This window comes from Haloarcula sp. HT12 (assembly GCF_055271655.1).
Map to the genome: position 1 here is coordinate 661,984 of NZ_JBUXKW010000001.1, position 20,871 is coordinate 682,854.

General features: G+C 67.2%; 22 protein-coding genes and 2 pseudogenes. 10 read left to right on the top strand and 14 right to left on the bottom strand.

What is annotated here, in order from left to right; translation table 11 throughout:
- Positions 1-3: 3 nt before the first annotated feature.
- The 5 genes from ACY9XZ_RS03495 to ACY9XZ_RS03515 form a co-directional block, all read right to left on the bottom strand.
- Positions 4-909 carry a hypothetical protein gene (locus tag ACY9XZ_RS03495; protein WP_463455682.1) on the bottom strand — a complete coding sequence of 302 codons (906 nt, stop codon included), beginning with the start codon at positions 907-909 and terminating at the stop codon, positions 4-6.
- Complete coding sequence (locus ACY9XZ_RS03500) at positions 906-1,973, bottom strand: glycosyltransferase family 4 protein (RefSeq protein ID WP_463455683.1); 1,068 nt, start codon at positions 1,971-1,973, stop codon at positions 906-908. Before ACY9XZ_RS03500 ends, ACY9XZ_RS03495 begins: the two co-directional genes overlap by 4 nt.
- A complete protein-coding gene (locus ACY9XZ_RS03505) occupies positions 1,970-2,347 on the bottom strand; it encodes a 6-pyruvoyl trahydropterin synthase family protein (RefSeq protein ID WP_463455684.1) in 378 nt (125 codons plus the stop codon). Before ACY9XZ_RS03505 ends, ACY9XZ_RS03500 begins: the two co-directional genes overlap by 4 nt.
- 29 nt (positions 2,348-2,376) lie before the next feature.
- Positions 2,377-3,366 (bottom strand): zinc-dependent alcohol dehydrogenase, encoded by a 990-nt coding sequence (locus ACY9XZ_RS03510; protein ID WP_463455685.1) that lies wholly within the window; start codon positions 3,364-3,366, stop codon positions 2,377-2,379.
- Between the two features lie 130 nt (positions 3,367-3,496).
- A complete protein-coding gene (locus tag ACY9XZ_RS03515; RefSeq protein ID WP_463455986.1) occupies positions 3,497-4,366 on the bottom strand; it encodes an alkaline phosphatase family protein in 870 nt (289 codons plus the stop codon).
- An 88-nt stretch (positions 4,367-4,454) separates the two neighbouring features.
- Here ACY9XZ_RS03515 and ACY9XZ_RS03520 point away from each other — a divergent pair, with 88 nt between their 5' ends.
- The 5 genes from ACY9XZ_RS03520 (at position 4,455) to ACY9XZ_RS03540 (ending at position 8,960) form a co-directional block, all read left to right on the top strand.
- Complete coding sequence (locus ACY9XZ_RS03520) at positions 4,455-6,443, top strand: aldo/keto reductase (protein ID WP_463455987.1); 1,989 nt, start codon at positions 4,455-4,457, stop codon at positions 6,441-6,443.
- 51 nt (positions 6,444-6,494) lie between these two features.
- Positions 6,495-6,887, top strand: a complete 393-nt coding sequence (locus ACY9XZ_RS03525) for a DUF7475 family protein (RefSeq protein ID WP_463455686.1) — start codon at positions 6,495-6,497, stop codon at positions 6,885-6,887.
- Between the two features lie 134 nt (positions 6,888-7,021).
- On the top strand, positions 7,022-7,795 hold the full coding sequence (locus tag ACY9XZ_RS03530) for a CDP-alcohol phosphatidyltransferase family protein (protein WP_463455687.1): 774 nt from the start codon (positions 7,022-7,024) through the stop codon (positions 7,793-7,795).
- Positions 7,796-7,822: 27 nt separating this feature from the next.
- On the top strand, positions 7,823-8,293 hold the full coding sequence (locus tag ACY9XZ_RS03535) for a metal-dependent hydrolase (protein WP_463455688.1): 471 nt from the start codon (positions 7,823-7,825) through the stop codon (positions 8,291-8,293).
- 106 nt (positions 8,294-8,399) lie between these two features.
- Positions 8,400-8,960, top strand: a complete 561-nt coding sequence (locus ACY9XZ_RS03540; RefSeq protein ID WP_463455689.1) for a phosphatase PAP2 family protein — start codon at positions 8,400-8,402, stop codon at positions 8,958-8,960.
- 170 nt (positions 8,961-9,130) lie between these two features.
- On the opposite strand, the gene ACY9XZ_RS03545 is transcribed toward ACY9XZ_RS03540, so the two are convergent.
- Both ACY9XZ_RS03545 and ACY9XZ_RS03550 read right to left on the bottom strand, forming a co-directional pair.
- Entirely contained in the window at positions 9,131-9,529 is a 399-nt protein-coding gene (locus ACY9XZ_RS03545; RefSeq protein WP_463455690.1) for a redoxin domain-containing protein, read from the bottom strand.
- Positions 9,530-9,746: 217 nt separating this feature from the next.
- Positions 9,747-10,727 carry a formyltetrahydrofolate deformylase gene (locus ACY9XZ_RS03550; RefSeq protein WP_463455691.1) on the bottom strand — a complete coding sequence of 327 codons (981 nt, stop codon included), beginning with the start codon at positions 10,725-10,727 and terminating at the stop codon, positions 9,747-9,749.
- A gap of 120 nt (positions 10,728-10,847) precedes the next feature.
- Here ACY9XZ_RS03550 and ACY9XZ_RS03555 point away from each other — a divergent pair, with 120 nt between their 5' ends.
- The 4 genes and pseudogenes from ACY9XZ_RS03555 to purQ all read left to right on the top strand — a co-directional run.
- Positions 10,848-11,723, top strand: a complete 876-nt coding sequence (locus ACY9XZ_RS03555) for a GAF domain-containing protein (protein ID WP_463455692.1) — start codon at positions 10,848-10,850, stop codon at positions 11,721-11,723.
- Entirely contained in the window at positions 11,723-12,388 is a 666-nt protein-coding gene (locus tag ACY9XZ_RS03560; protein ID WP_463455693.1) for a DUF7504 family protein, read from the top strand. Before ACY9XZ_RS03555 ends, ACY9XZ_RS03560 begins: the two co-directional genes overlap by 1 nt.
- 52 nt (positions 12,389-12,440) lie before the next feature.
- Positions 12,441-12,695 (top strand): phosphoribosylformylglycinamidine synthase subunit PurS, encoded by a 255-nt coding sequence (purS, locus tag ACY9XZ_RS03565; RefSeq protein ID WP_014039492.1) that lies wholly within the window; start codon positions 12,441-12,443, stop codon positions 12,693-12,695.
- 114 nt (positions 12,696-12,809) lie between these two features.
- A pseudogene (gene purQ / locus ACY9XZ_RS03570) lies at positions 12,810-13,508 on the top strand (phosphoribosylformylglycinamidine synthase I); the annotation flags it as partial.
- Positions 13,509-13,705: 197 nt separating this feature from the next.
- Here purQ and ACY9XZ_RS03575 read toward each other — a convergent pair.
- The 3 genes from ACY9XZ_RS03575 to ACY9XZ_RS03585 are packed head-to-tail and all read right to left on the bottom strand — an operon-like array spanning position 13,706 to position 16,266.
- On the bottom strand, positions 13,706-14,521 hold the full coding sequence (locus ACY9XZ_RS03575) for an ABC transporter ATP-binding protein (protein WP_463455694.1): 816 nt from the start codon (positions 14,519-14,521) through the stop codon (positions 13,706-13,708).
- Positions 14,518-15,222 carry an ABC transporter permease gene (locus ACY9XZ_RS03580; protein ID WP_463455695.1) on the bottom strand — a complete coding sequence of 235 codons (705 nt, stop codon included), beginning with the start codon at positions 15,220-15,222 and terminating at the stop codon, positions 14,518-14,520. The genes ACY9XZ_RS03575 and ACY9XZ_RS03580 overlap by 4 nt, the downstream gene beginning before the upstream one ends.
- Positions 15,223-15,225: 3 nt before the next feature.
- On the bottom strand, positions 15,226-16,266 hold the full coding sequence (locus ACY9XZ_RS03585) for an ABC transporter substrate-binding protein (protein WP_463455696.1): 1,041 nt from the start codon (positions 16,264-16,266) through the stop codon (positions 15,226-15,228).
- A gap of 120 nt (positions 16,267-16,386) precedes the next feature.
- On the opposite strand from ACY9XZ_RS03585, the gene ACY9XZ_RS03590 reads away from it, so the two are divergent.
- Entirely contained in the window at positions 16,387-17,112 is a 726-nt protein-coding gene (locus tag ACY9XZ_RS03590; RefSeq protein ID WP_463455697.1) for a TOBE domain-containing protein, read from the top strand.
- Between the two features lie 31 nt (positions 17,113-17,143).
- Here ACY9XZ_RS03590 and ACY9XZ_RS03595 read toward each other — a convergent pair whose 3' ends face one another.
- The 4 genes and pseudogenes from ACY9XZ_RS03595 to arcS all read right to left on the bottom strand — a co-directional run bounded on the left by ACY9XZ_RS03595 (position 17,144) and on the right by arcS (position 20,758).
- Positions 17,144-17,305 (bottom strand): hypothetical protein, encoded by a 162-nt coding sequence (locus tag ACY9XZ_RS03595; protein ID WP_463455698.1) that lies wholly within the window; start codon positions 17,303-17,305, stop codon positions 17,144-17,146.
- An 86-nt stretch (positions 17,306-17,391) separates the two neighbouring features.
- Positions 17,392-18,468: an archaeosine biosynthesis radical SAM protein RaSEA gene (locus ACY9XZ_RS03600; protein ID WP_463455699.1), complete on the bottom strand. Its 1,077-nt coding sequence runs from the start codon at positions 18,466-18,468 to the stop codon at positions 17,392-17,394.
- 38 nt (positions 18,469-18,506) lie between these two features.
- Positions 18,507-18,907, bottom strand: a pseudogene (locus tag ACY9XZ_RS03605) (VanZ family protein).
- Positions 18,908-18,970: 63 nt separating this feature from the next.
- Complete coding sequence (arcS, locus tag ACY9XZ_RS03610; protein ID WP_463455700.1) at positions 18,971-20,758, bottom strand: archaeosine synthase subunit alpha; 1,788 nt, start codon at positions 20,756-20,758, stop codon at positions 18,971-18,973.
- Positions 20,759-20,871: the final 113 nt, after the last annotated feature.

Consider the following 20,871-nt stretch of genomic DNA (forward strand, 5'->3'; position numbering starts at 1 on the left):
CCCTCAACTATCCTTTTTCACGCGGCCGAGGAAATCCAACTGGTGGGTGAGATACGTCAGTTCGCCGGCGTCGACCTGCTGACGTCGCTGTGCCAGCCACGGATCGAGTTCGTCGAACGTCTCGCCACCTATCTCGCCAACGGCGGATTCGACGGTATCCAGAATGTGCCGCAGGAAATACGCCTCGTCGCCGGGATAGCCGCCGCCGTCCGGGCGCACAACCCAGTCCGAGCCGGCGACGGCGAGAAGGTCGACGCCCGGCGTCGCCCGGAGCCGTTCGAGCACGTCGCCGCCCGCCCGACTGGAGCCGCCCGGCTTCTGGTCCATGTGGTCGTGGTAGTGCCCCTCGATAGCCTCGTCGGCGGGGTGTGCCGGCCGGAACCGCGTCGCGCCGTCGAACGTGATCGGGAAGTAGTACAGCCCGCCGGGAGCGAGCGCTCCCAGAAGGGTATCGAGCGCGTCGAGGTCGAGGATGTCCAGCAGCGCCGCGCCGACGAGCAGGTCGAACTCGGCGGACGCGGCCTCGGCGTAGGCCACTGCCTCCGCCGTCACCGGTTCGACCGCGACCTGCCGGTCGGGACAGTCCAGTTCCACGGTCTCAGTGCCGGACACCGCCATCGGCCGGTCGCTCGCCCAGTCCTCGAAGTATTCGTGCATCGCTGCGACGGTGTCCCCGTCAACGTCGACGGCGGTGTACTCGGTTCGGCCGGGCGGCAGCAGGTCCCACTCGATGGCACGGGCGACCATCGTGCCGATGCCGGCCCCGGTTTCCAGCACCCGAAGCGGGCCGTCGGTCGACTCGGCGCGGGCCGTCAGTTCCGTCCGCAGCCGCTCGATGACGCGGCGGTCCAGCGCGCGGTCGTCGACCGTCCGTTTCGCCCGGAGATACCGCTGGAACGAGTCCGTCATGCTGTCACCTCAGTGGTGCCGGCGACGGATTCGAGCAACTGACGCACCCGAGCAGTCGTCGCTCCCCAGTCCGGATGGCGTTCGTAGCGCCGTCTGGCAGCCTGCCCCATCTCGGCCAGTCGGTCACGGTCACCCGCCAACCCTTCGATAGCCCGCGCGATAGACGTGGGCGCGTCGGGGTCGACGAGCAGTCCTGTCTCGCCGTCGGTGACGATATCCGTCGCGCCGCCGGCCCGCGAGGCGACCGCCGGCAGGCCGAAGCTCATCCCCTCCAGATACACGATGCCAAAGCCCTCGTAGTGTGAGGGGACGGCGAGGACGTGGCTGGACCGGAGCGTCGCGGCGAGGTCCGGGTCGGAGAGTTCACCGGCAAATCGGACGCGGTCGGTGAGTCCACGCTCGTTGACGGTCTGGCGAACGTCGGCGACGTAGTCCGCGTCGACCGCGCGGCCGACGACCGTGAGTTCTGCGTCGGTGTCGGCGGCGGCTAGGCCAGTGACGAGCGCGTCCAGTCCCTTGCGTGGCGTGATGTTGCCGACGAAGACGAGTCGGAGCGGTCCCTCGTAGGCGCGCTCGCGAATCGCCTCGGCGTCGATAGCCGGGTCGAAGCGGTCGCCGGCCGGCGGCGCGACGACGGTCGCATCGCCGTCGACACCGAGGGCCGTGACGGCGTCGCGCGTGGCAGTACTGGGACAGACGACCCCGGCCACGGTGTCGAGGTAACGCCGTTCGACGGCGCGGTACAGCGAGGTCAGCCGTCGTCGTTCGCTCGCTCGGAGGTGGTGGACGATGCTCACGAGAGGGTAGGGGAGGTGGCGGTTCGTCCGGACGAGCGACGGATGGGCGAGTTCGTCCTGCACCATCACGTCGACGTCCACGTCGAGTCGCCCTCGCAGCCGTCTGGACCCGTTGTCGAGCAGCCCACGGAAGTAGGACCGCCACGGTAGTTCGATGACTTCCACGGTGTCGCCGCCCGCCCGGAGCCCCTCGACCAGTTGTCGGTCGTAGTGGAACCCCCCCGAGCGCTCGTCGAGGCTCCCGTACAGCGTCAGCCCGACCCTCATACGGCGGCGTCGTAGCTGGCGGCGGCCTCGTCGTCTTCCCAGACAGTCACGGTCAGTTCGGTGACGGTGTCGTCGGCGACGATGTCGGTCACGATGTCGAAGATGACGCGGGCGAAACGTTCGACGCTGGGGTTGTATCCGTCGAATTTCGGCTGGTCGTTGAGCAGTTCGTCGCGGTATCGGTCGGCGATTTCCGCCAGCGCCGCCTCGGCGTCGTCGATGTCCACGAGGTAGTCGTACTCGTTGAGTTCCGGGCCGCGAAAGGTCAGTTCCACCTCGTAGTGATGGGAGTGGGGCACCCCTTCGGGTCCGGGGTCCGGAACGGTGAGGTAGTGCTGTGCGACGAAGTCGGTCAGCACCGTCGTCGAGTACATACGCTACCAAGGGACGGCAGCCACTAAATTCATCCGTAGGTGAGCGCGACCTGTATCGCCTCGTCCTGGCGTTCCTCAAGCAGGCGGTAGGCGTCGGCTGCCTCGGTGATGTCGAACCGGTGGGTGAGCAGACCGTCGAGGTTGGCGTCGGCGAGCCACGACTGTACCACGTCCATCCGGCGGTCCTTGTCCCAGCGGTCGGTGTGGTCCGGGTCGATGCGGCTCACCTGACTGCTCCGCACCCGGACGTGGCTGCGGTGGTACGCTTCATCGAGCGTCAGCCTGACCTCCTCGGACCCGTACCACGAGCCGACGATGACCTGCCCCGCGAAGCCGGTCACGTCGATTGCGCTGTCGAGCGCGTCGGGGTTCCCGGACAGTTCGAAGGCGATGTCGGCGCCGTCCTGGAGCGCCCCGGCCGCCTCGCCGGGCGCGACGGACCGGTCGGCACCGAACGACTCCGAGAGCTGCCGCCGGTTCTCGTAGCGGTCGACAGTCACCAGTTCGGCGAGCGGGAACTCGGCGAGTAGTTTCGTCGTCAGCAACCCCACAGGGCCCTGGCCGAACACGACGATCCGCGCGCCGATTCGCGGCCGGGCGTCCATGACGAAGTTGGTCGCGGCCTCGGTGTTCGGGAGGAACAGCGCCTGCTCCGGCGGGAGTTCCGTCGGAATCAGCGTCTCCGGGTCGGTCAGGAAGTGGCTCGCGTGGGGCTGGAACGCGAACACCCGCCGGTCCAGCCACTCCTCGGCCACGTCGTCGCCGACGGCGGTCACCTCGCCGACGGCGGTGTACCCGTACTGCAGCGGGTACGAGAAGGGTTCGTCCAGCGCGGCGATGGTCTCGTCGGCCGTCGTGCCGGGCGTGAACTCCCCGCGGTACACCCGCAGTTCGGTACCGGGGCTGATACCCGATTGCCGGACCCGAACGCGGACTTCCTCGGGGCCGGGGTCGGGTACCGACGTCTCCCGAATCTCGACGGTGTAGGGGTCGGTGAAATACAGCGCCCGGCCGGTCATCGGGGGACTCCACCTGTGGATGCGGGAGCGCCCTGTTCGTGTGCCGTCCCGTCCGGGGGTTTGGATCCGCGAATCGTCGGGCGTTGCACGTCTGTCAACGAGGATTACTGTGACTAAAAGGTATCCGTGCTCAGAGATATCCCAGCGCGTCAAGCCGTTCTTGGTCGCCGTCGGCACCGTAGACACGGGATACTGGGAGCGGTTCGGGCGGGTCAAGCGCCGGCGACCTCGTTTCGCGGTCGGTCCCCCTCGTCGTCGTCCACGGCACCGCCAGCAGCGCCGGCACGGGCGTCGCCATCGGATGGCCGTACAGCCCCCACTCGCCGAAGAGATTCCCGTGGTCGGCCGTAATAGCGACGCGACCGTCGACGTTTTCCAGCAGCGTCGCCACCGCAGACAGGACGTGCCGGAGGTTGGCCCGGTAGGCCCGGCGGACCCGCTCGACGGAAACCTCGCCGCGGCGGAGCAACACCCACGGGTTCCCGGTGTTGCTGTGGCTCCCGGTCCGGGCCAGGCCGTCGTCGCCGGCCACCGGGTCCGGCACGAAGGGATGGTGGGGCTGCATGTAGTGGGCGACCAGCCGCTCGGGGTCTCGCTCGCGGGCGTGAGCGATAGTCCGGTCGGTAACCGCCGCGGCGGGAACCGTTCCCAGGTCGTCGTCCCACGCGTACTTCCAGACCTCGTCGAGCGCCGCGAAGGCGTCGGCGTCGAGATACCGGTCGGTCCAGGTGTTGCCGGTGACCATCACCGTCCGCGCCGTCTCCGGGTGTCCGACGAACGTGTTTTCGAGCCACTCGGAGGAGGAACTGCCGACCGACCGCATCGCGTCGACCCCGCCGAGGAAATCGAACTCGGTGGTGACCGCTCCGAGCGCGTCCGCCCGGCAGGCGTCGAGAACTACGAGGACGTCCCACTCGCGGTCGAAGACGTTCGTCCCGTAGTCCAGCCGCCGGCCGACCGCCTGCAGCACTCGAAGGTAGGCGGTCCCCAGCCGGCTCATGCCCGGTTCCGTCACAATTCGAGATAGGGCGGCCGGGGCAAAACGCCATCGGCGGGAGACATTTATGCGCGCCAGCCGCGGTGTGCATGTGGACTGCCTGTTCGTCGGCGCCGGGGCGATAGCACAGGAGTACGCCGCCGGGTCGTCGGCCAGTTCCCTCTCGCTCGCCGGCGTCTGCGACCTCGACGAGGAGCGTGCGGCAGCCCTCGCTGCCGAACACGACTGTCCGTCGTTCACCGATCTCGACACGGCGCTCACGGAGGTCGACGCACCGCTCGTGGTGAACCTGACGAGCCACGCCGCCCACGCAAGGGTGACGCGAACCGCGCTCAACGCGGACCGCCACGTCTACTCGCAGAAGCCGCTGGCGCTGGATGCCGATACCGCCGAAGAACTGGTGACGCTGGCACAGCAGCGAGACCTCGCGCTGGGCTGTGCCCCGGAACCGGAGCGCGGGCCGTCACAGCGGCGAGCGGGCCGCCTGCTCGCGGACGGGCGACTCGGCCCCGTGCAACTGGGCTACGCCCACGCCCACGTCGGCCGAGTCACCGACTGGCACGACCGGCCGGCGTCGTTTCTGGAGATCGGGCCGCTGTACGACGGCGGGGTGTACCCCCTCGCGCTGCTCGTCGCCTGGTTCGGCCCCGTCGAGCGCGTTCGGGTCGCCGACGCCCTCGACATCTGGCCGGCCCGGGAGTCCCGGCGGCCCGAGGTGCCGAGCCACGTCGAGGCCACGCTCGAATTTACCACCGGCCCGGTCGTCCGTTTGACCGCGAGTTTCTACGCCCCCCATCGGGGCCGGGAGTTCTACGGCCTGGAACTGCACGGCGACGACGGGAGCCTGTATCTGGCCGGCACTGGCGCGATGGACACGGCGGCCGACGACGTGCAGTTCGGTCGAATCGGCCGGGAGTACACGCCCGTTCCACCACAGACGCCGACCCAGCCAGTCACGTACGTAGAGGGTATCGAACGGCTTGCGGCGAGCGTCGAACGCGGCGATCCGTCCCGTGCGACCGGTCACCGCGGCGCACACGTCGTCGCGATCTGTAACGCCATCGAGTCGGCCGCAGAATCCGGTGGCCCTGTTGCTGTCCGGGACTTCGGTGCGACGAGTACGCCACTGCCGGATCCTGTCGGCAGGGGAGCGCAGCGTCGGACGGGCGACACCGAGTGCCAGAGCGAGGGGACAGCATCGCTCCGCCTCCCACCCATTGGCTTCGGCTGTTCGCGCTATCGGGACGGCGAGTACGTGTCACGAACCGACTCCATCGAAACGGCGCTCGATGCCGGCTACCGCCTGCTCGACAGCGCCGAACTGTACGGCAACGAACACCGCATCGGCGATCTGCTGGCTGCGCCGGGGTCACCCGACCGCGAATTCCTCACGATCCTGGGGAAAGTCTGGCGGACGAACCACCGACGAGAGCACCTCATCGAGGCGTGTGCGAGCAGCCGCTCCGAACTGGGAATCGACGCCTTCGACTGCTACATGCTCCACTGGCCGGACGCGTGGGCTCACCGCGGGCCGCTGACGCGCCTCGCCGAGAAGCCGGTCGCAGAGCAGGAGGCGCTGACCTTTCCCGAGAACGAGGCGGGCGAGATCGAGACGGCCGACATTTCGCTGGCACAGGCCTGGGAGAACTTGACAGCGGTCCACGAGCGGGGCTGGGCGAGAACTCTCGGAATCTGTAACGTCTCGCAGTCCCAGTTAGAGACCATCCTCGACACCGGGAGCGTGCGGCCGGCGGTGGTCCAGATAGAGCGCCACCCATACCAGCCACAGGGGGACCTCATCGCGTTCTGTCAGAAGCAGGATATCGCGGTGGTCGCCCACTCGCCGCTTTCGGCTCCCGGGCTGCTGGACGAACCGGCGTTACGGGAGATTGGTGAGGCCCACGATCTCTCGCCGGCGCAGGTCGTGCTGGCCTGGAACGTCACCCAGGGCGTCGTGCCGATCCCGTCGAGCACGAGCCGGGGCCACATCGCGTCCAACCTGACCGCGGCCGCCCACCGCCTCAGCGCCGACGACTGCCAGCGCATCGCTGAGCTCCGGGATCCGGACTTCGAGCGATGAGCCGCGTTTTCTGGCAGTACGATTATGTGACAGACACCCAAAGGGACAGGTATGGCAACAGCCGAAACACAGGGGCTGTCCCTCCGGACCGCGTCACTGGGTGGACTCGAATGGACGGGTATCGTCGCCGCGCTGGTTTCCGCGGTGATCCACCTCCTGCTCGGGGTCAGGCTGGCTCCCTCGGGGATCGGCATCAGTTTCATCCTCGCCGGCCTGGGCTTTCTCGGTGCCATCGCGCTCGTGCTGGTGGACTACCGACGCCGGACGGTGTACGCCGTCGGCATCCCGTTCACGCTGGTCCAGATCATCGTCTGGTACTACGTTAACTTTGTCACGATGCCGAAGTCGTTCCCGGGCGATATCGGCACACTGGGTGCCGTCGACAAAATCGCCCAGGTCGTGCTCATCGCCGTCCTCGTCGCCTTGCTCCGCCAGCAGTCCTGACCGGCACTATCTGATTTGGTCCTGCGTTTAAACGTGCTGGACGCGAACTTGTTACACGGCCAGCTGAATGACCGGACATAGTCGTCTGCTGTGGCCTGCACTCCGTTCGAAACGACTGACAGCGGGAGGTGGCGATGGCCGAACGGTACGGTGACTTGCCCGTTCAGGTCGGACTGCGCGTGGCGATGCCGGTCATCGGCGCGCTCGTGCTCGCCGCCCTGCTTCGGGGCCTGTTTCCTTCGAACGAGATGTTCCGGTGGGTGTTCCACCCGGCGACTATCGCCGGCTGTTGCTGGGCCGGCCAGCTGTGGTACGCCGGCCACTCGGTCGGTACGCCCCAGGTCGCCGGCCGGCTCACGGGTCTCGCCAATAGTCTCACGGTGCTCCGCGGTGGGCTGTACGCCGTCGTCGCGGGGTTCGTCGTCGTGCCGTCCGCTACCGATCTCGCGTGGGTTCCCGCAGTCTGTTACGGGGCCGGCGCGGTGCTTGACCGGATAGACGGCGCTGTTGCCAGGAGCGTCGGGCAACAGACGGAGCTGGGCGCCCGCCTCGACATGGCCTTCGACACCTTCGGCTTCGTCGCGGCGCCGCTGGTCGCGGTGCTGTGGGGCCAGCTACCCGTCTGGTACCTCTCGATATCGGCCGCTCGATACGTGTTCCTGGCCGGCGTCCACTGGCGACGGTACCAGGGGCGGCCGGTGTACGACACGCCGGACAGCAATCTCGGCAAGTACCTCGCCGGCGTCCAGATGGCGTTTATTACGGTGGCGCTGGTCCCGACAGTGCCGACGTCGTTCGTCTGGACCGTCGCGCCGTTCGTGCTCGCGCCGTCGCTGCTGGTGTTCGGCCGCGATCTCCTCGCTATCAGCGGGCGATTGCCCGAACCGCTTGCGGGCGAGCAGGACTGATATACGACGCCGCACCTACGATGGGACGTGCTCTTTCCGACTCACCTCGTCGCCGCCGTGCTCCTGAGCAGAGTGACGCGGCTGTCGCCGTGGTGGCTCGTCGTCGGCGCGGCGCTGCCCGACGTGGTGGATAAGCCACTTGGCCTGCTCGGCGTCGTCGACCTCTTTCACTCGGTCGGACACTCCGGGTTGCTGCTCGTTCTCGTGGTGCCGGTCGCGTTGTCGGGCCGCGCTGGACGCGCCGCGGCTGTTGGCTGGGCCTCGCATCTCCTGCTCGACGTGCTCCACGTCGTCGTCAACGGACGGGCCGGCGACGCGGTGTTTCTCGGCTGGCCGCTCAGGGTTTCACCGGACCCGCTGGCGCTTCCGCCCGGCTCCTTCGTCTGGTATTATCTCGGCACGCCGTCGTTCTATCTGGACGTGCTCCTGTGGGTGACGCTTGCCGCCGTGTTCGTGGCCGAGCGCCGGTCCAGAGCAGATATTGTGACCGACCAGTAACCGTGCGACCAGCTGGTCTGCGATACCTCGCTGTCGGGTTGCGACCTCTCCTCGTCTCCACCACATCCCAGTGGCGATATACCACGGCAGTCCTTGCGAGGCGTGTATGGAGCAGTTCGTCGCGGACGCCATCGAGTTCGTCGTCGAAATCGACGAGCGCACCGTCTCGCTGATACTCGACCTCCGCGGTCCCCTCGTCACGAAGGTCCTGACATCGGTGACCGGGCTCGGTTCGGCCTCCGCGGCCGTGGTGTTCCTCGGCCTGTTCTACCTGGCTGACTGGACGGAAGAACTCCTGACGGCCGCCGTGGCGCTGGCGCTGACCGGCGTGGTCGTCGGGGTGTTCATGCGGACGGTTCAACGGCCGTTTCCGCCGGGTCCGGTGTGTATGACCGGGGATGCCGAAAGCATCGCCACGTCGTTTCCCTCCGGCCACGCGGCCGCCGTGGTGGTCTTTGCGATGACTGCGAGACGGTCGCCGCGGCTGCCCTTCGGCGCTGTGGCCGGCCTCGCGGCGATGATCGCGTTCTCACGCGTCTATCTCGGCACGCACTACCTCTCGGATACCGTTGCCGGCGTAGCAATCGGGGTCGCTGCGTTCGTCGCCGCGGAGCGACTCGTCGACCGGTTCGACCTGCTGTCGCGTGCCAGACCGTATCTCGACTGACCCGCACCACGGCTCGGGCGACCGGAGTGTGGTTTTTGTAACACGAGTCGAACCACTCACGATATGGAGGGAGCCGACCGCTTCATGTTCTGGATGCTCGTCCTGCTGTTCGTGCTGATGGTTGTCGCGACGATACTGTCGCTACTCGTCGGATAGCGGTGGCGACCCCACTACGCCCGGAGTTCGCGTATCGTGTCCACGAGCGGAGCGAGGTCGATGTCCGCTGGGGAATCGGCGTCGACGGCCACCGCGAGCCGGATGCGCCGGTCGCTGTCGATGACGAACAGCGACCGCTGGTGTGCGCGAGCCATGCCCTCCGTCGGTTCGTCGTGAACGACACCGTACTGCTCGCCGACCGTCCGGTCAGTGTCGGCCAGCAGCGGGTAATTGATGTGGTGTTCGTCGACAAACCGCTGGTGAGCGTACACGCTGTCGCCGTAGACGTCGAGCAGCCCCAGATCGTCCTCGAACCGGAAGAACTCCGTGTCCCGTAGCGAGGCAGGCCCCCTCGGTACAGATCGGATTGAAATCGAACGTGTAGAACGTGAGTACGACCCAGTTGCCGGCATCAATCCAGTCGTACAGTCGATTGTGCCGTCGGCGTAGCCTTGCAACTCAAAACCCGGAGCGGTATCGCCGTCACCTAACATTCTGTAGAGGGAGGGTGCTCAGCGGTATGAACCCAACAGCGACTGTGTTCAGTCCGGACACGACTTCGCGGCCGACGGCTGCCGCGAACCAGCCGACTACGTGCTCGGACACGCCCACACCGCGGCCCGTGCCGGCCTAATCGTCCGCCTCGACCTCACCGTCTTCAGCGACGAACTCGCCGAGGCCGTCGATGGGACGGTCGGGGTTCAACTGGTCGAGTTTCTCCGGTGCGCCCAGCTGGGCCGAGGTCTCCTCGGGGTCCCGGAGTTTCGTCCGGCCGCGGTGGACGCTCACTTCGTCGTTGAGGTGGAGCTTGATGGCCTCGATGAGCGCCTCGGCTTCCAGCGGCTGGCCGATCCGCTGGAGCTCTTCTTCGGTGGCGTCGTCGGGGACGTTGAACGCCCGCTGCGTGATGATCGGTCCCTGATCCAGATCCGTCGTCACGTAGTGGGCGGTGACGCCGGCGATGCGGACGCCCTCCTCGATGGCCTGCATGTACGCCGACGCGCCGGGGAAGGCGGGCAGCAGGCTCGGGTGGACGTTGATGATACGGCTCTCATAACGGAAGACGACGTCGGGCGAGAGGATACGCATGTACCGGGCCAGGGCGATGAGGTCGGCGTCGTACTGCGCGAGCAGGTCGAGCAGCTGCTGCTCGTCGGGCGTCCCCTTCTCGTCGCCGATGTCGTGGAACGGCACGTCGTATTTCGCCGCCAGCGGTTCGAGGTCGTCGTGGTTCCCGATGACCACCTCGATGTCGGCTCCGAGGTCGCCGTTGGCCCAGGCCTCGAACAGCGCCTCAAGGCAGTGTGACTCCTTGGTGACGAGGACGGCGATGGTCTGGGTCTCGCGGTCGGCGGGGAACCGCACCTGCACGTCGACGCCGAGTTCGTCGCCGAGTTCGGTGAGGTCCTCGCGGAGCTTCTCCTCGGTCGTCACCATCTCGGACGTGTCGACGCGCATGGTCATCCGGAAGACGCCTTCTCGGACGGCCTGGTCGAGGTCCTCGATGTTGATACTGCGCTCGAACAGCAACGAGGTCACTTCGGCGATGAGCCCCGTGTCGTCCTCGCCGACGACCGTAATCTCGGTTAGACCGCGCGTCACGGTACCCACCACCGGACAGCGTCGTGATTCATTTGCCCCAGAGTCGGCAGTCCCTCGGCAAAAGCCTTCGTTTTCCGCACAGCTTGGACACCAACGCTTTGTGTATCCGTCCGCGTATGTACGGCCGTGATGAGTGATTCGCCGACCGTTCTCTGCGCCCACCCGGACGCCGACGAGCGGGCGGAGACGGCCGATTCGCTTGCCGAGACCGGGCTCGCTGTCGAGTCGGTCGGGTCCGTCGGTGCGCTGGACGGAGTCCTTGACCGGTCGATTGACTGCGTTGTGACGGCCTTCGACTTCGAGGACGGGGACGGGTTCGACGTGGTAGATTCGGTCCGGGAGGTGAACCCGGACTGTGTGGTGGTCCTCTATACGGAACACGCGCCGTCGGCCCTTCCCCGCGGCGGTCCCGAACAGGTCGTCGAGTACGTGCCGCGGACGGTTCCGGAGTCCCGGGAGCGGGTTGCGGATGTCGCCGCCATGGCTGCCGCCGAGGTGACGCAGGCGGCCTATCCCGTGCCGGAAACCGAGACGGAGCGGCTAGCTGCTGTCCAGCGGTACGACGTCGACCAGTTGGCGGCCATCGACGCGTTCGACCGGCTGACGGCGCTGATGACCAGCCACTTCGACATCGACGTGGCCTTCGTCGGCCTCATGGACGAACACGAGGAGCGGTTCCTGGCGTGTGAGGGAGCCAACTGGCGGACCCTCTCCCGCGAGGACTCTATCTGCACCCACACGATCCTCTCGGACGAGACGATGGTCGTCGAGGACACCCACGAGGACCCTCGCTTCGCCGAGGTCGACGAACTGGACCGGCTCGATATCAGGTCCTACGCCGGCGTCCGAATCACAGACGAGGACGGGAACGCTATCGGCGCGGTCTGTTGTACCGACGGCGAGCCGCGGCGCTACACGCAGACCGAACTGGACGACCTCCGGCGGTTCGCCGACGAGGTCCAGGAACAGCTGCTGTTGCGACGACGGCTCCGGAGGGATCCCTGATGTCACAGCGAGGGGACGACCGATACACGTTCGAGGGACTGCCGCTGAACCCGGTCGACCCGGGGACGAGCCTGCTCGTGACCGGCCCTGTTCTGAGCGGCGCGCGGGAGGTGGGGCTGCGACTGCTCTGTAGTTCCGATGCCGACGGTGGGACCGTCCTCGTCGCGACGGACAGCGATGCCACGACGATGCTGGAGGACTTCGAGCGCCACGGTGGCGTGCTCGACCGCGACCGGGTGCGCGTCATCGATTGCGCACAGGAGAGCGGCGACCTGCCGGAAGACAGCGTGTCCTCGGTCAGCACGCCGGCGGACCTGACCGGCATCGGTATCGAGTACTCCGGCCACTACGAATCGACGTACGCCAGCGGCTACACGCGGGTCCGGACCGGGGTTATCACGCTGACGCCGCTGCTCGTCTACAGCGACGACGTCAGGACGGTGTACCGGTTTCTCAACACCATCACCGGCCGGATCGGAACCGCGGACGGCCTCGGCGTCTGCGTGGTCGACCCGAACGCCCACGAGGCGCAGGTCGTCGAAAGCGTGGCGCAGTTCTTCGACGGCCGGGTCGACGTTCGCGCCGACGCGGGCGACCTCGAACTCCGTGTCAAGGGGCTGCGCGACCAGCCGTCAGACTGGACGCCGGTCAGCGCCGGGACCTGATACTGGTGGCAGAACACAAGCGTTTTCTCCGCTGCCCGCTCGCTTGCCAGTAATGACTGCCTTTACCGCGACCGTCACCGTCCGGCTCAAACGGGGCGTCCTCGACCCCGAGGCCGAGACGACACAACGCTCGCTCGAACGGCTCGGCTTCGACCTGAACGACCTCCGTTCGGCGGACGTGTTCGAACTCGACCTCGACGCCGACAGCGCCGAGGACGCGGCCGAACGCGCCGAGGAGATGGCCGAGCGGCTCCTGGCGAACCCCACCATCCACGACTACGACATCGAGGTGGCGCAAGCAGAATGACCATCGCCTCGAAACTGACGGCGATACTCTGCTCCCACACGGAGTGGTCGCTGTGACCTCAGTCACTCCCGCTCGCTCGGTGCCCTCGCTCGCCTCCCGTTCCCTGCTCACGCTCTCCACACGGAGGTGGCTCGCGTGACTATCGCCGTCATCCAGTTCGGCGGCTCGAACTGCGACCGCGACTCCGTCCAGGCCCTGGAGTCGCTCGATTTCGACGCCGAACTCGTCTGGCACGAGGACGGCCTCCCCGAGGACGTCGACGGCGTCGTCCTCCCCGGCGGCTTCTCCTACGGCGATTACCTCCGTGCCGGCGCGATGGCCGCCCGCTCGCCGATCATGGCCGAAGTCCGCGAAGCCGCAAGCGAGGGGACGCCGGTACTTGGCATCTGTAACGGCGCACAGATCGGCTGCGAGTCGTCACTGACTCCCGGCGCGTTCACGACCAACGAGAGCGCCCGGTTCCAGTGTGAACACGTCCACCTCCGCGTCGAGAACGCCGACACGCCCTGGACCAGCCAGTACGAAGAAGGCGAGGTCGTCGAACTCCCCATCGCCCACGGCGAGGGCCGCTACGAGATCTCCGACGACCACCTGGACGAACTCGAAGCCGAGGACCGCGTGCTGTTCAGGTACTGCGACGAGGAGGGCGAAGTCACGCCCGAGGCGAACCCGAACGGCTCGAAACACAGCGTGGCCGGGGTCACCGGCGAGGACGACCACGTCGCCGTCATGATGCCCCACCCCGAGCGGGCGACGCTTTCGGACCTGGGCCGTACCGACGGGCAGGGCGTGCTCAAGGGCTTCGCCGAGTAACGCCGGCAGTTCCGGCTTTCAGTGCCGGTGGTTGTACAGAAAACTCGAACCGGATGCGTAGTCGCATCGCTATCCGGTTTCGTTTCAAAGGGGAAGGGACCAGCGGAGCGTGTGACATAGTCCGGCGGTCCCTATTCCAACTTTGTGGGTCAAGCCGTATAAGCGCACGCTTACCGGAGTGTAAGTGAAATCACCAGTTAGGAGTCGGCTGTCGGCGACTGTGGCGCACGCGACCCGCCCCGGTCACCGACGAGCAGTTCGCCGTCGAGGAACCGTGCGGTCCGGGCGTCGGTGGGGTTCTCGAACAGCTGTTCGGGCGGGCCGGTCTCGACCAGTTCGCCGTCGTGGAGGAAGGCCATGCGGTCCGAGATGCGTTTTGCCTGGTGCATGTCGTGGGTGGCGACGACGACGCCGACGCCGCGGTCCCGCGCCCGCTCGATTGCGTTTTCGAGCAGTGCCGTGTTGTGCGGGTCGAGGTTCGACGTGGGCTCGTCCAGGAGCATGACCGCCGGATCGACGGCGAGTGCCCGCGCGAAGGCGACCCGTTGGGCCTCGCCGCCGGACAGCGAGAGCGCGTTCTGGTCGACCGCGTCCGCGAGCCCGACCGTTTCGAGCGCGGACGTGACGGTGTCGGCGGGTCGTGACGAGCCGATGAGTTCGCGAAGCCCCCTGCGGATTCGGGCCTGCCAGGGCTCCCTGACGCGCAGGCCGTAGGAGACGTTCCGATGGACGGGCGCGTTGAACAGGCTCGGCTCCTGAAACACCATACTCACCTGCCGGCGGACGCCCAGCCGCTCGTCGTCGGCCATCGCCCAGATGTCCCGGCCGTCCCACGCCACCGTTCCGGCATCGGGTCGGCGGAAGGTCGCGAGCAGGCGCAGCAGCGTCGTCTTGCCGGTGCCGGAGGGACCGACGACGGTGACGACTTCGCCCGGTTCGACAGCCAGTGAGACGTCCCGGAGAACGGTCGAACCGCCAAATCCAGCGTTTACGTCAGTCACGGAGAGCGTCATACCGAGCGCTCACCCCGGCCCTGGTTCCGGAGCCACGACCCGAGTCCGTTGACAACGAGGACGAGCGCGAGGAGTATCACGCCGAGGACGAGGCCGACTTCGTAGCGGCCCTGTCGTGCCTCGACGGTTATCGCCGTCGTCAGCGTCCGGGTGTAGGACTGGCCGTCGCTGTAGACGATGTTGCCGCCGACGATGAGTATCGACCCGACCTCGCTGATGGCCCGCCCGAACCCGGCGAGAATCGCGGTGACGATGCCGAAGCGGGCCTCCTTGATGACCGCCAGCCCCACGTCGACCCTGGTGCCGCCCATCGCATAGGCCGCGTCGCGGACCGACTGATCGACGCCCTCCACGGCCGAGAGGCTGACGCTCAACAGGACCGGCGTCGCGAGCACGAACTGCGAGAGTATCATCGCCCGCGGCGTGAACGCGAGATCGAGGCTCCCCAGTGGCCCGCTGTTGGACAGGAGAATCAGGACGAGTAGCCCGACGACGACGCTCGGGAACCCCATGCCGGTGTTGACGACGGCCGTGACCAGTCGCTTCCCGCGGAAATCGGTGAAGCCGATACCGAGCGCGACAGGCAGGCTGAACAACGTGCTCAGTCCGACGGCAGTGAGGCTGACGTACAGCGAGACGATGACGATGCTCACGACGTACGTCCAGCCGCCGTCCGGGAGCTGTGCTTGCAGTGGAATCATCGATCAGTACTCCGCCGGTACTTGTTTGTCGACCCAGTACAGGTACTCCCTGTCACGTGGTGAGAGGCTACGTGCCTGCTGTGCCGTATACCCCTGTGGGACGTACTGGCCGAAGTTCGGCTCCTCGGCGATGGCGTTCGGGAAGAACAACTGTGAGCCGCTGGCGGTGTAGTCGGCGATCATCGACTGGCCGGTCGGACTCGTCAGGAAGCCGATGTAGGCCATCGCCGCCTCGTAGTTCACATCGTCGTATTTCCCGGGGTTGACCGCCATCACGCCGTAGGGGTTCTTGAGGATGACCGGGCCGTCCTTCAGCGGCCCCTGTACCTGTACCACGAGGTCGACTTCGTTCTCCATCGAGAGGAAGGTTCCGCGGTCGGCGAGCGTGTACGCGCCGGTCTGGCTCGCCTGCACGAGCGTATCGCCCATCCCCTTGCCGACGGCGCGGTACCACTCGCCGCTGGGGTCCGTGCCGGCCTCGTCCCAGATGCGCAGTTCCTTCTTGTTCGTCCCCGAATCGTCGCCCCGTGAGACGAACGTCGACTCGCTCTCGGCGATGGTCGTGAACGCGTCGGTGGCGCTTTCCATCCCGTTGATGCCCGCCGGATCGGCGTCCGGCCCGACGATGACGAAGTCGTTGAACATCACGTCCCGGCGGTTGACGCCGAAGCCGTCTTCCAGGAACTGATCCTCGGCGTGGCGGGCGTGGACGAGGATCACGTCGGCGTCACCGTCCCGTGCCGTCCGGAGACTCGCGCCGGTCCCCTTCGGGATAGTCTTCATCGTCACGCCGTAGTTCTCCTCGAACACGGGGTGGAGCGCGTCGAGAAGGCCCGTGTCGTAGGTACTTGTCGTCGTAGCGAGGACCAGTTCGCCGTCGCCGATCTGTCCCGAGCCGGACTCTGCCCCACCCGACTGCCCGGCCGCCCCGTTACCAGTCTGTGTCGCTGAACTACTGGGGTTGCCTTCGCCGGCGCAGCCAGCGAGTCCAATCACTGAGGCAGCCCCCAGTGAGGCGAGGAACCGTCGGCGTTGCATCGGCATAGACATAACGATGGGGTCGGGGTTCTTAATTGTTGATGGTGATGTCTGTCACACTGGTCCTCGGCGGGGCCGCAGGTCCCGCGCGGCAACGCCTTTGTGAGGACACGGTCATGTGGCAGTATGGACGCGACCGCGGACGTCGAAGTACAACTGGGGCAGGGCGACGTGGCGCTGACCGCCCGCGACCGGACGCTCCTACAGGCGGTCGCCGCCCACGGGTCGCTGAACAGCGCCGCGGACGCGCTCGGGCGGTCCTACGCCCACGCCCAGCGGCGCATCGTCGAACTCGAAGAGGCATTCGGCCCGTTGGTCGACCGCAGTCGGGGCGGCAGCGGCGGCGGCGGAAGCGAACTCACGGACACCGCCGAGCAACTGCTAGCACGCTTTCAGCGCCTCCAGGCCGAGTTCGACGGGGTGGCGACAGCAGCGGAAACGGTCCTCCGGGGGACCGTCGTCGACCGCGACGGCGAACTGGCGACCGTCGAGACGCCGCCGGGGACGGTCCGGGCCATCGTCGACACCGACGCCGAGGCCGGCGACGCCGTCGAGGTCGGTATCCGCGCCGATACGGTAACACTGAACGCACCGCCGGAAGCGCCCGAACCGGCAGGGACGAGCGCACGCAATCAGTTCGCCGGCACCGTCGAACACATAGAGGAAGGCGCGTCTATCGCGCTGGTGTCGCTGGCTATCGACCCGGATACGACGCTGTCCGCGCTGGTGACTGACACGAGTCTCGACAAACTCGACATCACCGCGGGCGCGGAGCTCGTCGCCTCGTTCAAAGCGACCGCAACCGTCGGCGTCATCCCCGCTATCGAGCAGCCGGGGTCGGACGAATCGTAATCGAGCCGAGAAAAGTCGCGTCCGTCAGCTCTCAGAGGCCCCAGCCGGACGGCAGCAGATCGGACTGACAGGCGGCACAGGCGACCATCCCGTCGTCGTCGATGCATTGCCGCCGTTCACCGCACAGGTCACACTCCGTGAGCGTTCCGCGTGTATTGAAACTGCGCCTGTCCTGGTCACCGTTGGGGGTCATATCGAACAGTCTTAGGTGCGAGAGCCGGATAAGGGTTGGTCGACAGTTTGTCACAAACCCACTCACAGATCGTCGGTTCGACAGCGCTACCGGGCGAGCGGAAGCGAGTAGCTGCGTTCGCGCTCGATGACGGCGTCCCACGTCGCCTCGCACTTGCAACTCACCTGCTCGAACACCGACGGGTCCTGCCGGAGGTCGAAGTCCTTGATTGCTCGCTGGACTTTGTCGTCGCACTCGCCGCAGTTGTGCGGGCCGCGGTCGCTGCCGTGGCCGACGGGGTCCGAGACGACGATGACGTCCTCGTCGGCCGTGGATTCCAGCACGTCGGCGACCGACCAGAGCCACGGTGGCCGGTAGCCGCCGTCGTGGTACAGCTCCTCGACCATCGTGTACCGCTGGACGTTACAGGGGTTCATCGAGACGGTGTGACAGCCGTCGACGGCTGCACAGCGCCGCACCGACCGCTTCATGTCCTCGACGGCCTCGGACTCTGAGAGGAAGGGCGGTTTCATCAGCAGATACGCCTTGACGCCGGCACCGGCCGCCTTGGCCGCCTCGGAGGCTTCCTCGAAGTCGGCGAAGTCGAAGTACTTGTTCACGCAGTCGTGTCGCACGCGGTCGGTCGCCGTCTCCAGGCCCACCGCCACGTCCGTTTCGAGTCCGACATCGACGAAGTCGCCGACCGTCTCCTCGTCGACGAAATCGGGCAGCGACTCGACGACGATGCGCTCGCGGTCCGCGAACGTCTCGGCGATGGCCCGGCGCGTCTCCGCCGGCACCTCGCGCTCGTCGAGGAAGCTCCCGGAGGTGTAGATCTTGATCAGGCCGCTCTGCTGGTCGCTGTTCTCGCTTTCGTGGTCCAGGCAGTGCTGGACCTGTGCCATGAGGTCCTCGTGGGCGACGCTGCCGCCCTCGACGCTCTCGGCGACGTAGCCACACATCGTACAGCCGCCGGCGCGGGCCCACCGGCAGCCGCCGGTGTTCAGGATGATGGTCAGGCTCTGGTAGACGCCGTCCGGCGTGTTGTCCTCGTCGAGCCACACGCGGGTCGGCTCGCGAGGGTCGTAGGTCGAGTCGTTGCGCGACCGGATGTCGCGCATCACGGAGTTGTGGGCGTCCATGCCCTTGCCCTCCTCGTAGACCTCGGGACTGGGCTTGCTCATTGGGGCGAGGTAGCCGATGAGCGCGTAAAGCCGCTTCGTTACCGCCGAGCGGGCGGGTCGGTCCGGTCCGAAGCCGCGTCGGACCGGCGGGCCGCGCCAGCCCGGCAAGAACGGCCCCGACCGCGTTAGCCACGAAGTCAGCGCCGCTGACACCGCGTGACGGGACGAGCCCCTGGAGCAGTTCCACCCCCGCGCCGTAGCAGGCGGAGACGGTCACGAGTGCAACAACAGTGGTCACGTCGCGAGCCCGTCGGCCCCAAGCGAGCAGGGCCGCCAGCGTGCCGTAGCTCGCCGCGTGGACCCACTTATCCAGCGTGATACCGAGCAGTGCGGGGACCTGCTCGCCTGCCCCCTCGGGAACCGGGAGCAGTGACGTAACCAGTAACAACAGCGAAAACCCGACCGCGGGCAGATACCGGCGGCGTCCCGACCAGTCCATACCTGCCGTTGCCCCGCTCGGCCGATAAGTCGCGCGGTGATGGGGCGACGGCTGCAACCGAAGCTACTGCTCGTCGACGTGGCGCATCTGGACGGCGATGCCCCGCGTGGAACTACGCATCTCCGGGCCGCTCATCTGGGCACGCCCGACGCCGAAGGCCGCGTCACCCTGAATCACCACGTCATCGCCGACGCGGATGTCGTCGCTGGCGTCAGTGATCCCCGGGGCCAGCACCGACCCGTGGGGGACGAACGGTTCGATTTCGACGGTCTTGGTCGGCACGTCGCTCTCGACCCAGCGCCGCGCCCCGGCGGTGGTCAGCGAGAGGACGCCGTACTGCTGGGCCAGCGCAGCCAGTTGCTCCCCGTCGGCGTCGTCGGCGCGCAGTTGCGGATACCGGCCCTGCGTCGAGAGGTCCTTGAACAGTTCGTCGCCCGCGCCCGCACCGAACTGGTAGTCCGCGACGGCGCGGACGGTGTTGTGTTCGCGTTCCCGCTTCGGGTAGCGATCCCAGCCCTCCAGTTCGGCGGCGAGGTTCCCCAGCGAGTCCGCCGTCGTCGGGTGGTCGGTGACGGTGTAAGTGAACTCCCGGTCCAGCGAATCGGCCACGCGCTCGCAGATGTCGCGGTAGCCTTCGCCGGGAACGTGGGCAATAATCTCCGGGTAGTCGGTGCCTTCTAAATAGCGTTCGAGCACGCGGCTGACGAACTCGATTTCGGTGGGGGTCCAGTTGCCCGTCACCACGGAGTCGTAGTGCTGGGCGGGGTAGGTGAGTTCGAGTTCCTGCGGAACCACGCCGATGGGCGAGGTCATCGAGACAACGTGAGCACGCCACTTGATGGCGTCGTGGTACTGCTTGTGGCTCTGGGAGTCGCTGTAGGGCTTGCGTGCCGAGCAGGGGACCAGCACGAGCGGGCGGTCATCGAAGCGGGGCACGTAGCGGTCGGTGACCCGTTCGGCGAACCGTTGGATCTCGACGCGGCGCAGCGAGTCGTCGCTGGCCGCCGAGAGATCGGCCCGCCGGATGAGTGGCGTCCGCTCCTCCAGATAGCCGTACTCCTGGTCCAGCCGTCGGAACGTCGCGGTGAGCCAGTTGTCCTGTCTGGCCTGCCCCTCAATGTAGTCCCGGAGGCGGCCGTCCCGGATCCGTCGGCGGACGCGCCGGAGTTCCGCGGCGAGGACGTTGACGTTGTGTTCGACGCAGTCCTCGCGGTCGAACTCGGCGCGGGGCTGCTGGCAGGCCGGACACGCACAGGGGAGTTCATCGAGGTCTTCGAGGAAGTACGCCTCGTCGGTCGTGAGATAGCGACCCTCGGTCCCGCGGACGACGGCGCGGTCGGGGTCGACGAGGTCGACACCGGCGTAGACGAGCGTCGCGACGTTACGCGGCGTTGCGACGCCAGGGAGATATAGCGCGGTGTCGGCGGGGATAGCATCCCGAACGGTGGTGACAGCCTCGACGAACGCCGAGGCGTGCCCGACGTAGCCGGGTGCGCCGGCGAGTACGTAGGCGTCGCTGCCGTGGTCGGTCGCGGTATCGGGCGAGACGACGGCCGCGCTCGGGAAATCAACGTCGGGGTAGTCGACGGCGAACGCCGCTGCGACTTCATCCGGCGTTCCGGCGGGGAGGCCGCGGTGGGGCAGGACGGTGAGGAGTGATTCGTCGCCCTCGGGGTCGTCCCGCTGGGTGGGCCAGTGGCTTCCGGCGTCGTCGAGGACGTGCCGGCAGTCGCCCGGCGTCGCTGTGTCCACGTCGTCGACCAGCGCCGGCGTCGTCACGGAGGCGGCGAGGCGCAACTCACCCACTCGCGCGGCGCTGTCGCGCTCGTGGATCTCGAAGTAGTCGGTCATGCAATGGCGTCAGCCACGCGCGACCAACTATCTTGCCTTTGGGCCAGCACCGATGTCGGTAGCGACTGGTGAAAATTTCAAAGATATCGCAATTTAGCCGACCGACAGTTATG

What these genes read in the sequence shown, in the direction of transcription:
- ACY9XZ_RS03580 (WP_463455695.1), bottom strand. Translation starts at nt 15,222, where the DNA reads ATGATTCCACTGCAAGCACAGCTCCCGGACGGCGGCTGGACGTACGTC.
- ACY9XZ_RS03530 (WP_463455687.1), top strand. Translation starts at nt 7,022, where the DNA reads ATGGCCGAACGGTACGGTGACTTGCCCGTTCAGGTCGGACTGCGCGTG.
- ACY9XZ_RS03510 (WP_463455685.1), bottom strand. Translation starts at nt 3,366, where the DNA reads ATGACCGGCCGGGCGCTGTATTTCACCGACCCCTACACCGTCGAGATT.
- ACY9XZ_RS03505 (WP_463455684.1), bottom strand. Translation starts at nt 2,347, where the DNA reads ATGTACTCGACGACGGTGCTGACCGACTTCGTCGCACAGCACTACCTC.
- ACY9XZ_RS03595 (WP_463455698.1), bottom strand. Translation starts at nt 17,305, where the DNA reads ATGACCCCCAACGGTGACCAGGACAGGCGCAGTTTCAATACACGCGGA.
- purS (WP_014039492.1), top strand. Translation starts at nt 12,441, where the DNA reads ATGACTGCCTTTACCGCGACCGTCACCGTCCGGCTCAAACGGGGCGTC.
- ACY9XZ_RS03515 (WP_463455986.1), bottom strand. Translation starts at nt 4,366, where the DNA reads ATGAGCCGGCTGGGGACCGCCTACCTTCGAGTGCTGCAGGCGGTCGGC.
- ACY9XZ_RS03495 (WP_463455682.1), bottom strand. Translation starts at nt 909, where the DNA reads ATGACGGACTCGTTCCAGCGGTATCTCCGGGCGAAACGGACGGTCGAC.
- arcS (WP_463455700.1), bottom strand. Translation starts at nt 20,758, where the DNA reads ATGACCGACTACTTCGAGATCCACGAGCGCGACAGCGCCGCGCGAGTG.
- ACY9XZ_RS03560 (WP_463455693.1), top strand. Translation starts at nt 11,723, where the DNA reads ATGTCACAGCGAGGGGACGACCGATACACGTTCGAGGGACTGCCGCTG.
- ACY9XZ_RS03600 (WP_463455699.1), bottom strand. Translation starts at nt 18,468, where the DNA reads ATGAGCAAGCCCAGTCCCGAGGTCTACGAGGAGGGCAAGGGCATGGAC.
- ACY9XZ_RS03500 (WP_463455683.1), bottom strand. Translation starts at nt 1,973, where the DNA reads ATGAGGGTCGGGCTGACGCTGTACGGGAGCCTCGACGAGCGCTCGGGG.
- ACY9XZ_RS03540 (WP_463455689.1), top strand. Translation starts at nt 8,400, where the DNA reads ATGGAGCAGTTCGTCGCGGACGCCATCGAGTTCGTCGTCGAAATCGAC.
- ACY9XZ_RS03585 (WP_463455696.1), bottom strand. Translation starts at nt 16,266, where the DNA reads ATGCCGATGCAACGCCGACGGTTCCTCGCCTCACTGGGGGCTGCCTCA.
- ACY9XZ_RS03575 (WP_463455694.1), bottom strand. Translation starts at nt 14,521, where the DNA reads ATGACGCTCTCCGTGACTGACGTAAACGCTGGATTTGGCGGTTCGACC.
- ACY9XZ_RS03525 (WP_463455686.1), top strand. Translation starts at nt 6,495, where the DNA reads ATGGCAACAGCCGAAACACAGGGGCTGTCCCTCCGGACCGCGTCACTG.
- ACY9XZ_RS03555 (WP_463455692.1), top strand. Translation starts at nt 10,848, where the DNA reads ATGAGTGATTCGCCGACCGTTCTCTGCGCCCACCCGGACGCCGACGAG.
- ACY9XZ_RS03545 (WP_463455690.1), bottom strand. Translation starts at nt 9,529, where the DNA reads ATGCCGGCAACTGGGTCGTACTCACGTTCTACACGTTCGATTTCAATC.
- ACY9XZ_RS03590 (WP_463455697.1), top strand. Translation starts at nt 16,387, where the DNA reads ATGGACGCGACCGCGGACGTCGAAGTACAACTGGGGCAGGGCGACGTG.